12 protein-coding genes are annotated in these 13,977 nt (G+C 64.1%); 5 read left to right on the plus strand and 7 right to left on the minus strand.

Annotated elements, in window-relative coordinates; all coding sequences use genetic code 11:
- Window positions 1-29 precede the first annotated feature (29 nt).
- From LAN61_09635 to LAN61_09655, 5 genes are all read right to left on the minus strand, one after another.
- The gene (locus LAN61_09635) at window positions 30-749 is read right to left on the minus strand and encodes a 16S rRNA (uracil(1498)-N(3))-methyltransferase (protein ID MBZ5540767.1); all 720 of its coding nucleotides are present in this window, start codon (window positions 747-749) and stop codon (window positions 30-32) included.
- A gap of 121 nt (window positions 750-870) precedes the next feature.
- The gene (dnaJ, locus tag LAN61_09640; GenBank protein MBZ5540768.1) at window positions 871-2,007 is read right to left on the minus strand and encodes a molecular chaperone DnaJ; all 1,137 of its coding nucleotides are present in this window, start codon (window positions 2,005-2,007) and stop codon (window positions 871-873) included.
- A gap of 20 nt (window positions 2,008-2,027) precedes the next feature.
- Window positions 2,028-2,609 (minus strand): nucleotide exchange factor GrpE, encoded by a 582-nt coding sequence (gene grpE / locus LAN61_09645; GenBank protein ID MBZ5540769.1) that lies wholly within the window; start codon window positions 2,607-2,609, stop codon window positions 2,028-2,030.
- Between the two features lie 35 nt (window positions 2,610-2,644).
- Window positions 2,645-3,688, minus strand: a complete 1,044-nt coding sequence (gene hrcA / locus LAN61_09650; GenBank protein MBZ5540770.1) for a heat-inducible transcriptional repressor HrcA — start codon at window positions 3,686-3,688, stop codon at window positions 2,645-2,647.
- Window positions 3,689-3,765: 77 nt separating this feature from the next.
- Window positions 3,766-5,268 carry an aldehyde dehydrogenase family protein gene (locus LAN61_09655; protein ID MBZ5540771.1) on the minus strand — a complete coding sequence of 501 codons (1,503 nt, stop codon included), beginning with the start codon at window positions 5,266-5,268 and terminating at the stop codon, window positions 3,766-3,768.
- Window positions 5,269-5,588: 320 nt separating this feature from the next.
- Between LAN61_09655 and LAN61_09660 the strand changes: the two genes are divergently transcribed.
- Window positions 5,589-6,878 (plus strand): DEAD/DEAH box helicase, encoded by a 1,290-nt coding sequence (locus LAN61_09660; protein MBZ5540772.1) that lies wholly within the window; start codon window positions 5,589-5,591, stop codon window positions 6,876-6,878.
- A 188-nt stretch (window positions 6,879-7,066) separates the two neighbouring features.
- Entirely contained in the window at window positions 7,067-7,852 is a 786-nt protein-coding gene (locus LAN61_09665; protein MBZ5540773.1) for a hypothetical protein, read from the plus strand.
- 134 nt (window positions 7,853-7,986) lie between these two features.
- On the opposite strand, the gene LAN61_09670 is transcribed toward LAN61_09665, so the two are convergent.
- Window positions 7,987-8,457, minus strand: coding sequence for a peptidoglycan-binding protein (locus LAN61_09670; GenBank protein MBZ5540774.1), 471 nt, complete (start codon window positions 8,455-8,457; stop codon window positions 7,987-7,989).
- Between the two features lie 35 nt (window positions 8,458-8,492).
- Complete coding sequence (locus tag LAN61_09675) at window positions 8,493-10,064, minus strand: Do family serine endopeptidase (protein ID MBZ5540775.1); 1,572 nt, start codon at window positions 10,062-10,064, stop codon at window positions 8,493-8,495.
- Window positions 10,065-10,575: 511 nt separating this feature from the next.
- Between LAN61_09675 and thrC the strand changes: the two genes are divergently transcribed.
- The 3 genes from thrC (at window position 10,576) to LAN61_09690 (ending at window position 13,909) form a co-directional block, all read left to right on the plus strand.
- Entirely contained in the window at window positions 10,576-11,829 is a 1,254-nt protein-coding gene (thrC, locus tag LAN61_09680; protein MBZ5540776.1) for a threonine synthase, read from the plus strand.
- Window positions 11,830-11,987: 158 nt separating this feature from the next.
- Window positions 11,988-12,263, plus strand: a complete 276-nt coding sequence (locus LAN61_09685; protein ID MBZ5540777.1) for a MoaD/ThiS family protein — start codon at window positions 11,988-11,990, stop codon at window positions 12,261-12,263.
- A 209-nt stretch (window positions 12,264-12,472) separates the two neighbouring features.
- Entirely contained in the window at window positions 12,473-13,909 is a 1,437-nt protein-coding gene (locus tag LAN61_09690; GenBank protein MBZ5540778.1) for an APC family permease, read from the plus strand.
- Window positions 13,910-13,977: the final 68 nt, after the last annotated feature.

The raw sequence follows: 13,977 nt of genomic DNA on the forward strand, positions 1-13,977 counted from the left end.
GGTGCATGGCCGTCATCCTAGAACAGAGCCTACCGTTCGCCAAGCGCATAATTGAGCGCCGCCAGCCCCGCCACCACCGCCGTCTCCGTCCGCAATATCTGCCGCCCCAGCGAGACCTGCGTGAACCCGCATTTTTCCGCCGCGGCAAACTCTTCCGCGGTCCAGCCCCCCTCCGGGCCCACCGCAAATGTCGCTTCCCGGCTCACCGCCGGCTCCAGCACTCGCCGCAGCGGCGGCGCTTCCCGCCGTTCGGAGAGCAGCACCCGCACGCCCTCGCCGTATGCCGCAAACGCGCTTTGCGGCCGCGCCAGCTCTTTCAGACGAGGCGACCGCAGTCTTCGCGACTGCTGCGCGGCCTCCACAACTATTCGCTGCCACCGCTCGGCGCGCTTTGGCGCCGCCGCCAGCAGCGCCTTCTCGCTCCGCGCGGCGCTTAGCGCCACAATCGTGCCAACCCCCAGCTCCGTAGCCTTCTCCAGCGCCCACTCGAACGCGTCAAATTTCACCACCGCCAGCAGCAGCGTCAGCCGCACTTCCGGCTGCTCCGCCGGCAACTCTTCCACCAGCGCGAACTCGATGCGCTCCTTCCCCGCGCTCTCGATCCGGCCCAGCCACACCCGCTCGCCGTCGCTCAGCTCGTACAACTGCCCCGGCTGCGCGCGCAACACCCGCCCGAGATGATGCGCCGTCTCGCCCTCGAGCACGCACTTCCCGGCTCCAAATTGCTCCACAAAGAATCGTCTGCGCACGCGTGGATTCTACCGCAGGTAGGGAAACTTCCTGTAGCCGCCCTCTTCAGAACACGGGGGTTCCACAATAAACGAGAGGCCGTTTCCAGCGGACCGAGGGCCCGGTCTTCACGCCGCAGCCCTACCCGAAAATATCCTTCATCTTCTCGAACATCGAGGAGTTGCGTTCCGCCGGCTGGTTCTCCAGATTCAGCGTCGCCCCCAGCTGCTCCAGCAGCTTCCGCTGTTCCCGCGTCAGCTTCGTCGGCGTAATCACGCGCACGTGATAGTAGAGGTCGCCCTTGCCCCCGCCGTGGGGGTCCGGCAGGCCCTTCCCTTTCAGACGAAACACTGTCCCGCTCTGCGTGCCCTCCGGAATTTTCAGCTTTTCGTTTCCGCTGAGCCCCGGCACGACCAACTCCGTGCCCATCGCCGCCTGCGCGATGCTCACCGGAATCGTGCAGTAGAGATCCGCCCCGCGCCGTTCAAAGAACTTGTGCTCCTTCACTTCCAGCACCACGTACAGGTCGCCTGCCGGACCCCCGCTCGGCCCCGGCTCGCCTTCTCCGGTCACCCGCAGCCGCGTCCCGCTGTCCACCCCGGGCGGCACGCGCAGTTCGATCGTCCGCTCGCGCTCGATGCGCCCCTGCCCCCGGCAGTCCGGGCAGCGCTCGCGCACGATCTGCCCCGCTCCGTGGCACGCCGGGCACGTCCGCGAAATCATGAACATGCCCTGCTGGTGCACCACCTGCCCGCGCCCGCCGCACGTCTGGCACGCCACCACGCCCGTGCCCGCCTTCGCGCCCGTGCCGTTGCACACCTCGCAGAACTCCAGCCGCGGCACTTTGATCTTGGTGTTCACCCCGGCAGCCGCTTCTTCAAACGTCAGCGACATGTCGTAGCGCAGATCCGCTCCGCGCTGCACCCGTCCCCGCCCGCGCCGCCCCGTCGAGAAAAAATCCTCGAACCCGAAAAAGTCCCCGAAGATGTCGTGGAAATCCTGATAGATCGTGTTGCTGAAGTCCGTCTCCCCGCTCACCCCGGCAAGCCCCGCGTGACCGTAGCGGTCGTAGAGATCGCGCTTGTGCGCGTCGCTCAACACGCTGTAGGCCTCGGTCGCCTCGCGGAAGCGTTCTTCGGCTTCCTGTTTCTTGTCCGGGTTGCGGTCCGGGTGCCACTTCAGCGCCGCTTTGCGGTACGCCGACTTGATCTCGTCCACCGCCGCGGTGCGCCCCACGCCCAGCACCTCGTACAGATCCCGTTGCACTCCCTTGGGCATAATAAGTTCCTGTTCGCTCCCTAGTTGACCTGGTCTTTGGATGCCGGATCCGCGTGCACCGCTACACGCACCAGCGCCGGCCGCAGCACCCGCCCATGAAACACGTAGCCCGGCTGAAACACCTGCAGGATCGTTCCCTCTGCGTGCTCCGAAGTCTCGGTGCGGTCCATCGCCTGGTGCGCGTGCGGATCGAACGGCGTGCCGGCCGGATCGACGCGCTCCACTCCCAGTTTGCCCAGGTTCTCCAGAAGCTGCTTGTAGATCAGCTCAAAGCCCTTGCGGTAGCCCTCATACGCCGGCTCCTTGTGCGCCGCCAGCGCCTGCTCGAAGCCGTCCAGGATGGGGATGATCCCTTCAATGACCCGCGCCGTGGTGCGCCGCGCGTCCTCGCTGCGCTCCTTCTCGATCCGCTTGCGGTAGTTGTCGAAATCCGCCTGCCGCCGCTGCAGCATTTGCCGCAGCTCGTCCAGGTCAGCAGCCAGCTTGCTCACGTCGGCATCGATGCGCGCCGAATCCGCGGCCACTGCCCGGGCTTCCGAGGACTGTTCCAGCTCCTCGGCCCCGCTCTTGTCCACATTTCTCTTACCGCCCTTTTCAGACACGGTCGAACATCTCCTGATTCTCTTCGGGAATGGCTTCAGATCTTGTCCAGGGCTTCGCTAAACAGCTGCGCCACGTAGGCCACCGCCGTCACCGCCCGCTCGTAGTGCATCCGCGTCGGCCCGATCACTCCCAGCGAGCCCTGTACTTCGTCGTTGCGCAGATACGGCGCGCTGATCAGCGCCAGGTTCTCGCCGGACTGCGAAATCTCCTTCACCCCGATCTGCACGTGCACCGGCTCGGGCGTGTCGATGCAGGCGTTCAGCACGCTGATCAGCCGGTGCTTCTCCTCGATCGCCGCCAGTAGCTCGCGCAGTTGCGCCTGGTCGGTAAATTCCGTCGAGGACACGATCTGCGCCGCTCCCTCCACGTGCACCTGCCGCGAAGGTTCGTCCCCCAGCATCACCGGGTCGCACAGCGTCAGCGCGCTGCGGAAGATGCTGTCGTACTGTTCGCGGTCCCCCGCCACCTTCTGCAGCAGGTCCCCGCGGATCGCCTCCAGCGTCCACCCCGAATAGTGCCGGTTCAGAAACTCCGAGGTCGCATCCAGCTCCGCCTGCGTGAAGGGGCGCTGCGTCCGCAGGATTTTGTCCCGCGTAATTCCCCCCGGCGAGATCAGTACCACCACCACGCGCCCGTCCGGCAGCAGCCACATCCGCGCGTGCTCCAGAACGGTCTTCCCCAGCGGCGGCGAGATGATGATCCCCAGCCCGTTGGACACTTCCGCCAGCACGTGCCCCGCACGTTCCGTGATCTCCGCCGCTGTGCCCGCCCCGGCCAGCTCGCGGTGGATCCAGTCGCGGTCCGCTACGGTCAGCGTGGCCTGCAGCGCGATCTCCTGCGCAAAAAACCGGTACGCCGACGCCGTCGGCACCCGCCCCGCCGACGTGTGCGGCTGGTAGAGCAGCCCCGCGTCTTCCAGATCGGCCATAATGTTGCGAATCGTGGCGGTGCTCAGCGCCTCTTCGAAGCGCTTGGAAATGGCGCGCGACGATACCGGCTCGCCCGTTTCGATGTACGTCCGGACGATATCCGCCAGAATCTGCCGGTTACGTCGTTCGTGGAGAGCTGGATTGCGCATAGCAGCAGCCGTCCCGGCTGCTAATTTCATTCTAGAGAGCCGTTCCAGCCCAGTCAACGCGCCTTTCGCCCCCGCGCTCAGGCGTTATCGATCTGCGCCCGCTGCAGCCGGTCCGAGTAATCCACGTACACCGTCTTCCACTCCGTAAAGAAGTCGATCGCCGCAATCGCTGCCTCGCGGTGCCCGTTGCCGGTCTGCTTCGTGCCCCCGAACGGCAGGTGCGTCTCCGCACCGATCGTCGGTGCGTTGATATACACGATTCCGGTGTAGAGATCCCGCGTCGCGGTAAACGCCCGGTTGACGTTGCGCGTGTAGATCGACGCCGACAGCCCATAGATCACGCCATTGGCCACCTCCAGCGCCTCGTCCAGGCTCCCGATCGGCATCACCGACACCACCGGCCCGAAGATCTCTTCCTGCGCGATGCGCATCTGCGGGTGGCAGTCCCCGAAGATCGTCGCTTCGTGGAACCAGCCCTTGGCATACGCTCCGCCTTCCAGCCGCTTCCCGCCGGTCAGCAGCTTGGCTCCTTCGTTCTTCCCGATCTCCACATACTCCATCACCTTCTTCAGTTGCCGCTCGTTGATGCACGGCCCCATGTCCGTGCCGCTTTCCAGCCCGTTGCCCGCCTTCAAGGCCTTGGCCCGCTCCACAAACCGCTCCATGAACTCCGGGTACACCGCCTTGTGCACCGCCACGCGGCTCGCCGCCGTGCAGCGCTGCCCCGTCGTCCCGAACCCGCCCCAGATCGCTCCGTCCACTGCCAGGTCCAGGTTGGCGTCGTCCATCACGATGATGATGTTCTTCCCGCCCATCTCCAGGCTGTAGTGCTTGAACTCCGGCGCGCACGCTTCCGCGATCCGCCGCCCCGTCGCGCACGACCCCGTAAAGCTGATCACCGGCACGTCGGCGTGTTTCGTCAGCGGCGCCCCGGCATTCGGCCCGTCTCCGCTCACCAGGTTCACCACCCCCCGCGGCACCCCCGCTTCCGTCAGCGTCTCCAGCAGGTGATATGACGACAGCGGCGTATCCTCTCCCGGCTTCAGCACCACGGTGTTCCCGCAGATCAGCGCCGGCATCATCTTCCACGACGGGATGGCCATCGGAAAATTCCACGGCGTGATCAACCCGCACACCCCGATCGGCTGCCGCAGGCTCATCGCAAATTTATTCGGCAGCTCCGATGGCGTCGTCTGCCCGAACAGCCGCCTCCCCTCCCCCGCCATGTAATACGTCATATCGATCGCTTCCTGGACGTCGCCGCGCGTCTCCGCCAGGACCTTGCCCATCTCCCGCGTCATATCCTTCGAATACTGTTCCTTGCGCTGCACCAGCAGTTCCGCCGCGCGGAACAGCATTTCCGCGCGCTTCGGCGCCGGCACCAGCCGCCACTTCTTGTACGCTTCCTTCGCCGCGTCCACCGCCGCGTTCACATCCTCTTCCGTCGAGGATGGAAACATCCCCACCAGTTCATCCGTGTTGGCCGGGTTGCGGTTTTCGTACGCTTTCCCGCCCCGCGCATCCACCCACTCCCCGTCGATGAAATTTTTATGAACCCTGGGCGCACCTGCCGTAGCCATACTTCCTCCTGAAATTTTTCCTCGGTCTTGCTTGCTGGTCCTTTGCGGGCTCGAACGCGGGCAGCTACCGCGTGGAAACAAAATTCTACAATCGCTTGCCACAAGCGTCAAATTGCGTGGTATACTCCTTTTGCGCTTAATAGCTCGGTTGTGTTGTGCGGTCCCTCTGGTTGTCTCGCTGATCTGAGAATACCCGCCTTCAGTTCCCTCCGTTCGTTTTCAGCGTAATTTAAACGAAGACTGGCCTTGCAGACCGTTGAGCCGCACGAATGTTGTGTGCGCGCCGCGGCCGCTCTCACCAGCAAGAAAGCAAAACTCGAATGCTAAGTTTTACAGATCTACAGATTTCCGATTACACCAAGGAGCGCCTCACCGCGGCTCGCTTTGTCACTCCCACGCCCGTGCAGGATGCCACCATCCCGCAGGCTCTGGCCGGCAAAGACGTTCTCGCCACCGCTCAGACCGGCACCGGCAAAACGCTGGCCTTTCTGATTCCGGTGATGGAAAACCTCCTGAAACACAACACCCCGGGCATCGCCGCTCTGGTCCTCGTGCCCACGCGCGAGCTGGCCATGCAGGTTGTCGAGCAGTTCAACGCCCTGCGCGGCAAGCAGCTTTCCCCCGCAGCTCTGGTCGTCGGCGGCCTTTCCGAAGGAGACCAGCTCCGCACATTGCGCAACGGCGCGCGCCTGGTCGTGGCCACCCCCGGCCGTCTGGAAGATTACATCGACCGCGGCCTCATCCATTTCCGCGGCCTCAAGATTCTCGTCCTCGACGAAGCCGACCGCATGCTGGACATGGGCTTTATCCCGGCGATTCGCCGCATCGCCTCCATCCTGCCCACGGAACGCCAGACCATGTGCTTCTCCGCGACCCTGGAAGCCTCCGTCGTCCATCTCGTCAAGGACTACATGAAGAGCCCGGTGCGCCTGGCCTTCGGTTCCACCCTCAAGCCCTCGGAAAACGTGCGCATCCAGGCCTTTGAAGTTTCCGTGGACCGCAAGCCCGAGCTCCTGCAGCGCCTGCTGGCCAAGGAAACCGGCCGCTGCCTGGTCTTCGCCCGCACCAAGCGCGGCGCGGACCGCATCGCCAGGCGCCTCAACAGCGATGGCTTCACCGCCACCATGATTCACGGCGACCGCTCGCAGTCCCAGCGCACCGCCGCCCTGGCCGGATTCCAGAAGGGCCGCTTCCGCGTCCTCGTCGCCACCGACTTGGCTTCTCGCGGCATTCACGTCCAGGACATCGTGCACGTCATCAATTACGACCTGCCCGCCATCGCCGAGGACTTCATCCACCGCGTCGGCCGCACCGGCCGTAACGGCGGCCACGGCGTCGCTTCCACCCTCTTCGCCCGCGAACAACGCTCCGAAATCTTCCAGCTCGAGCGCACTCTCGGCATCAAAATGGAGCGCCTCCAGGCGGAACACTCGGACAGCTCCCGCTCTTTCAGCCAGGATCGCGCGCCGCTCGCCGTTGACCGCTCTGCGGTCACACATAATGCTGACCGCTCCGCGGTCACCCATGTCAGCGACTCCGCTCCCCGGCCCAATCGCTCCACCATGGTCCGGCTCCCCGGCGAAGTCCTGCAAATCCAGATGGAGAATTAACCTCTTATCTCTTTTCCTTGCGCCCCCCGCCGCACTTTTTCGGCGCCAAGCGCAAGCCGTGAAACGCAATCCCAGCAGGCGTGCGAAGCTTGGGCTTCGCACGCCTGCTTTTCTTTCTGCCCCTTCATTCCTCATGACGCCCCGCCCTTTTTCCGTGTACACTCGTCTCGTTAAAAAAGGAGGGCGTGATGTACATCCATGCCCTGCTCGTAGCTGTACTCCTGTTTCCATATTCCCCGCTGCTGCTCTCGACGCATCCGCAGGACCAGCCAGCGCCATCCGCGCAAGAGGCCCCGCCCAAGGAGCAGGACCCGCGCTGGTATGCGCAGCAGGAACTTCCCCTCGCTCTCAGCCTCGTCGATATCGAAAGCCAGCTGCGCTCCGCCCGCGAATCCAGGAAGACGGCAAAAGGGACCGGCGGAGGTATCGCCCTCGAGACGGAGAATGTGGGAATAACTCCCGAAGCCACCATCGAAATTCTGGAAGCACGCCGGCTCAAAACCCAGCGCCAGATCGATGATCTCGAGGAAGAGGCGCGTCGCCAAGGCGTTTCCTCCGGAGAGATCCGCGCCGCTCTCCGCGAGCTGGAAACTGCCCCGCCGCCCGCTGCCCCTTCCGCAGCCGCGCAAACGCCCGAAGCCCTGGAGAAAGCCGCTGCCGAGCAGCGCAAAGCCCAGCAGGAGAATCCCGAAAAATATTGGCGCTCCCGCTTCGCGCAAGCCTACGCCAAACTCCGCACCGCCGAAAAGGAACTCGACGTCCTTCAGCGCGAATGGGCTCGCCTGCAGAAGCAGTACTACGACGATCCCAATAAGGCCCTCCGCGAGCAATACACCCGCAAGGAAATCAATGAACGCGCCACTCTGATCGAGGAGAAAAAGAAGGATATCTTGCGCTTGAAGCAGGACCTTTCCGACCTGGAGGACGATCTGCGCCGCTCTGGCGGACTTCCTGGATGGGCGCGCCCCGAGTAACCCGACGGCCCGATGCTCTGTAGAATATTTTTTCCGGATTATTAGGACAAATCTGCCGGGATTGGCCTGAAGAATATTCGCTGCCGCGCTCTTACTTCAGAGAAGGAAGAAGATCTATCGCCAAGTGCGCACCATCAGCGCTGCGGATCGTTTCCCTCTGGAAGCGCGGTCGAAGTAGAGGAAACGCCCGTCGCCGGCGGCATGGGTGCCGCCACCCCGGCCACTTCCGAGCCCAGCCCCAGCTTCTGCAGGCTAAGCGCCTCTAGCTTCCCTGTGGGGGTCAGGCCGTGCGCCGCTTGGAACCGCCGCATCGCTTCACTGGTCGCCGCATCCCACTTTCCAGTCGGCGCCCCGCTGTACGAGCCGTCTTTTGCCAGCGCCTCCTGGATCTCCCTGATCCGCTCCGGCGCCGGCGCTTTCTGCCCGCGCTCACGCCGGCCATGCCGCTTGCGGACCTTGGCCTTCCCCGCCACGGCCTTGACGCGCCTCGCGGACGCGCCCGTCTTGCGCGCCTTTTGCGCCGGGGTGCCCTCCGCGGCCGGAACCAACAACGCAGCTGCTGCCAGTAACGCCAGCACCACTCGCCTTAGGGTTCTGCTCGGCATCTGATTCTTCCCTCGACCCGTTTATTGCCGTCCGCTTATTGCTGATTGTCCGCCGGAACAACTCCCGGCAGAAACACCGTCAGCATCCGGTCGGCATCCTGCCGCCGCAGCACTCGGAACACCACGCTTTGCCCGGGCTTCAGCTTCCCCACCACCGTGCGGTAATCCGTCACGCTGCTCACCGCTTCGTGGTTGATCTCCGTGATGAGATCCCCGGCCGCGAACCCCAGGTCCTCCCCGAAGCTCGCCGGTTCCACCCCGGTCACCAGCACGCCCTTGGTGAACTCGATCCCCGCGCGGCTGGCGCGCGCCGGCGTGAATTCCTCCACCCGCAGCCCGAATTCCGCCGGAACGCTCTCTCCCGGCTGGTCTCCGGCGCGCCCCGCGCGATCGGGAAACACCTTCGTGCGGTCTTCGACCACCACGCTGGTCTCCTTCTGCGCCCGGTCGCGGACGTACGTCACCTTCACCTTGCTCCCAATCGTCGCCAGCGCGATGGGGTTCACCAGGTCGTTCCCATTCTTCACCGGTTTCCCGTCAATGCTCGTAATCACGTCGCCGCCCTTCAGCCCCGCCTTCTCCGCCGGGCTGCCCGGCTCCACGCCCATGATCACCACGCCATACGGCGCGCCCAGTTCCTTCAGCGTTATCGCATTCGTCCCCAGGTCTTCCTGGAAGCTCACCCCGATCGATCCCCGCGTCACGCGGCCCTGCGCCACGATCTGGTTGTACACTGTTCGCGCCGTATTCGACGGCAGCGCGAAGCCCACTCCTTCATATCCCCGGCTCCCCGTCATGATCGCCGTATTGATCCCGATAATCTGTCCCGCCAGGTCCACCAGCGGCCCGCCCGAGTTTCCCGGGTTGATCGCCGCGTCCGTCTGCAGAAAACGCTGGAACTGCCGCCCCACTCCCGCGCGGTCCTTCGCGCTGATGATTCCCGCGGTCACTGTCGCCTGCAGCCCGAACGGGCTGCCGATCGCCAGCGCCCAGTCGCCCACCTGCACCCCGTCCGAATTGCCCAGTTGCGCCACCGGCAAGTCCTTGCCCGCCTCAATCTTGATCACCGCCAGGTCCGTCTCTTCATCCGTGCCGATGACCTTGGCCGTGTATTTCGTCGTCTCCCCGTTGAGCTGCACCTGGATCTTGGTGGCCTGCTCGATCACGTGATTGTTCGTCAGGATGAACCCGCGTTTGTCCACGATCACCCCGGAGCCCAGGCTGCGCTCCGCCGCCGGCGGACCGTCCGGTCGCCCGTCAAAGAAGCGGTCGAAAAAGTCCTGGAACGGATCTTGCTGCCCGTCCGGCGCCGGCTGGCGGCGCTGCCCCTGCCCGCGCCGGCGCTCCAGCACCTGCGTCGTTGAGATATTCACCACTGCAGGCTCGACCCTGTTCACAATCCCCGAAAACGAATTGGACATCTGCACCGGATCCGGCACCGCCAGAGGCGCCGCGTTCATCAGGCCGAAGCTGCGCATGGCCGACACGCGCCCCGACACCAGCGTCCCGATCATGATCCCGATCGCCAGCGTCATGCTCAGAAAAAATGCCGCCAGCGGCTTCCGCCGCCGCGCCCAATCCATCAATTCCCGCACCTGGTAACCCATGTCTCGAGCTCCTCTTTATCCGCGTTTAAAATTATAGCACCGTGCTCCCTCTTCCCCGCGCCGTACACATTCCGCGTGCGCAGGAAGAAACTGGCCTGTTTGCCAGGGTGCACCGGAGGCAATTGCCTCTGCCTTCTTTCTTTGACGCACCTTACCCCATTTATGTTGTCAAACAATTTTACTCCCGGCCCATTTTTCTTTATATCCTCTTTAGCTTGTTGACTCTTATCTTCCCTCCTCTTGATTCTCCTTGACAGCTTTCCGCTCCTTCGGCAAACTTATTCCGGCTGCAACATCAGCCACACGTGGCGATTTAGGGCAACTTGCTCCACGTAAAAAACTGCTAAAGAGCTGGTAGAGTTTCCCAGAAGATTTTCTGTGAGCCCTCCGAGCACTCTTTGGCACGGAGGGTTTTTCATTTCCCCCTCTGCGCTGCCCTGAACCTTATTCACGTGACTTGACCGCGCCACCCGCGCCGCTTCTTGCGCCCGTGTCGCTCCTGGAGTGCAGCATGCCCGAGCTCTATGAATTGCGCTGCCGCGAATGCGGCAAGCTGTGGGGCAACGCCCCCCGTTCGTTCTGCGAAGAGTGCTTCTCTCCGCTCGAAGTGACCTACGACTACAACGCCATTCGCAGCTCCCTGCGCCGCGACCAGCTCGCCGCGCGCCCCGGCAACATCTGGCGTTATGCCGAACTGCTCCCGCTGCCCGAAGGCCGGATCCCCGCGCTCCCCGTCGGTGGCACCCCGCTGCTGCCCGCGCCCCGCCTCGCCAGGGACTGGGGCCTCGGCGCCGGCCTGTACATCAAGAACGACGCCGTCTGTTTCCCCACCCTCTCCTTCAAGGATCGCGTCGTCGCCGTCGCTCTTTCCGCCGCCAAGCGCTTCGGCTTCCAGGTCGTTGGCTGCTCCTCCACCGGCAACCTCGCCAACTCCGTCGCCGCGCAAGCCGTCCGCGAAGGCCTGGACGCCTGGATCTTCATCCCCTCCGACCTCGAAGCCGCCAAAGTCCTCGGCACTTCCATCTACGGCGCCAAGGTTGCCCGCATCGCCGGCAACTACGACCACGTCAGCCGCCTCTGCTCCCAGATCGCCGAAAAGTTCCGCTGGGGCCTGGTCAACGTCAACCTCCGCCCCTACTACGCCGAAGGTTCCAAGACCGTCGGCTACGAAATCGCCGAGCAGCTCGGCTGGCGTCTCCCCGACAACGTCGTCGTCCCCATGGCCGGCGGCTCGCTCATCACTAAAATCGCCAAGGCTTTCCGCGAGCTCATCGAGCTCGGCTGGGTCGAAGCCCGGCCCGTGCGCTTTTTCGGCGCGCAGGCCACCGGCTGCTCGCCCATCTCCACCGCCGTCAAGCGCCAGCTCGAGCGCTTCGAGCCCCAGAAGCCCAACACCATCGCCCGCTCCCTCGCCATCGGCAATCCCGCCGACGGCCCTTACGCCATGAAGTGCATGCGCGAAAGCGGCGGCTGGGCCGAAGACGCCAGTGATCCTGAAATCGTCGCCGGCATCCGCAAACTCGGCGAAACCGAAGGCATCTTCACCGAGACCGCCGGCGGCGTCACCGTCGCCGCCGCCGAAAAACTTGTCCGCCAGGGCCGCATCCCCAAGGGCGGCACCACCGTTCTGTGCATCACCGGCAACGGCCTCAAGACCACCGACGCCCTCACCGGAGAATTTCCCGTAACCGAAGCCATCGCCCCGCGCCTGGACGCCTTCGAAGCCTACCTCGAAGGCCGCCTCGCCTCCGCCGCAACCAAATAGATGGCGTCATACATGGGCCGTCATGCAAAAACTGTCATTCCGGGCGGAGGGCCGATGGTTTTTGTCGGCCCGGAGTCGAGGAATCTCTCTTCTCTTCGCTCTTTTTCGACATTCAACTTTGAAATGCCTTTCTGGAATTGACCAAGGAGCCTGAACCAATGCCCGTTACCATCGAAATCCCCACCGCCTTCCGCCGCTTCACCGGCGACACCGCCAAGGTCGAATGTACCCCCGCGACCGTCGCCGGCGTCCTCGATCAGCTCACCGCCCGCTATCCCGCCCTCGCCCGCCACATTCGCGACGAAAAAGGCCAGATTCGCCAGTTCCTCAACGTCTACCTCAACGAAGAAGATATCCGCTTCCTCGGCGGCGAATCCTGCCCCGCAAAAGACGGCGATCGCCTCATGCTCGTGCCCTCCATCGCCGGCGGCTAACCCCAGCTTCCCGTGTAGGGGCGGGGCTTGCCCCTCCCGCCGCTCCACGTCCGCCCACCTCTTCCGCTCGGCAACTCCCCCCTCTTCTCTGCGCCCTCTGTGTCTCTGCGTTGATTCCCTTCTTTCTCCCGCCCCAGAAAACCATTGACCCTCCCCGCTCCCCATCGCAAACTACCCCCGCTTTTTCCGGCTACGACGCGCACACGCCATTGCCCACGCCACTTGCCGCCGCCGAAGCACAAGCCCAATCCCGCAGCGCCGTCCTGCGCAAAGAGCTCGGCTTCGCCGACCTCATCCTCGCCTCCATCCTCCTCGTCGTCATTCCGGACTTCTTCGGCACCGCCGTCAAAGCCGGCCCTTCTCACGTCGTTCTCTGGATCCTCGCCATCGCCCTCTTTTTCATTCCCCAGGCCCTCGTCGTCACTCATCTCAATCAACTCATGCCCCTTGAAGGCGGCCTTTACGAATGGGCCCGCCTCGCCTTCAACGACGCCATCGGCTTCCTCGTCGCCTGCAATCTCTGGTTTTACGTCGTCCTCTACGTCGCCTCCATCGGCCTCGTCTCCGTTACCTACGCCGCCTATGCCCTCGGCGCCGATGCCGCCGCCGTGGCCGCCAACAAATGGCTCGTCCTCGCCGCCTCCGTCACCATCATCGCTGCGCTCATGTTCGTCGCCCTTCTCGGCCTGCGCATCGGCAAATGGGTCACCAACGCCGGCAGTTTCCTCACCGTCCTCACGATTACCTTGCTGGCCCTGCTCCCGTTTCTTCACGTCTGGCGCGGCACGCTCTCCGCCTACCATCCCCTGCGCCTCGCCGCTCCGCCCCTCACTCTCTTCAGCCTCAGCGTCTTCAGCAAGATGACCTTCGGCGCTCTCTGCGGCTTCGAATACGCCGCCATCTTTGCCGGCGAATCCCGCAACCCGGTCCGCCACCTCACCCGCGCCATTTTCTTCACTGCCCCGCTTATCGCCCTTCTCTATATCTTCGGCACCAGCGCCATCCTCGCCTTCGTTTCCCCGGACGCCATCAACGTCATCGGCCCCATCCCGCAGGCCCTCAGCCGTGCCTTCCAGGGCCTCGGCTTCGCACGCATCATCGTCCCGGTCGCCATCCTCCTTCTCCTCACCAACTACCTTTCCAGCTTCAGCCTCAATTTCGCCGCCAACGCCCGCCTCCCCATGGTCGCCGGATGGGACCATCTCCTGCCCCCATGGTTCACCCGCCTCCACGCCAGGTACCGCACCCCCGTCAACTGCATCCTCCTTCTCGGCGCCGTCACCCTCGCCGCCAGCATCGCTGTCCTCACCGGCGTTGGCGAACAGGAAGCCTTCGAGCTTCTCCAGATCTGGGGCTTCGCCTTCTACGGCATCGCCTACCTCGCCCTTTTCGCCATTCCCCTCTTCGCTCCCAAATCCACGGGCATCCGCCCCGCCTTCTGGCTCCGCATCGCCTCCGTTTCCGGCCTCCTCCTCACTCTCCTCTTCGTGCTCCTCTCCGCCTTTCCCATCATCCCCGTGGCCAACCAATCCGCCTACACCACCAAAACTGTGGCGGTCCTCCTCGGCGCCAACCTCTTCGCCCTCCTTCTCTACCGCCTCGGTGCCCGCCGCAATACTTTTCGTTCGCGCTCGCGGCCCCGCTGAACGGATATCGCACGCCAGCCAGACAATTCCTGCCCATCCATTCCCCAAACTTGGTATAAAGGTCGGCC

It is taken from the genome of Terriglobia bacterium (assembly GCA_020072785.1).
GTDB lineage: Bacteria > Acidobacteriota > Terriglobia > Acidiferrales > UBA7541 > Acidiferrum.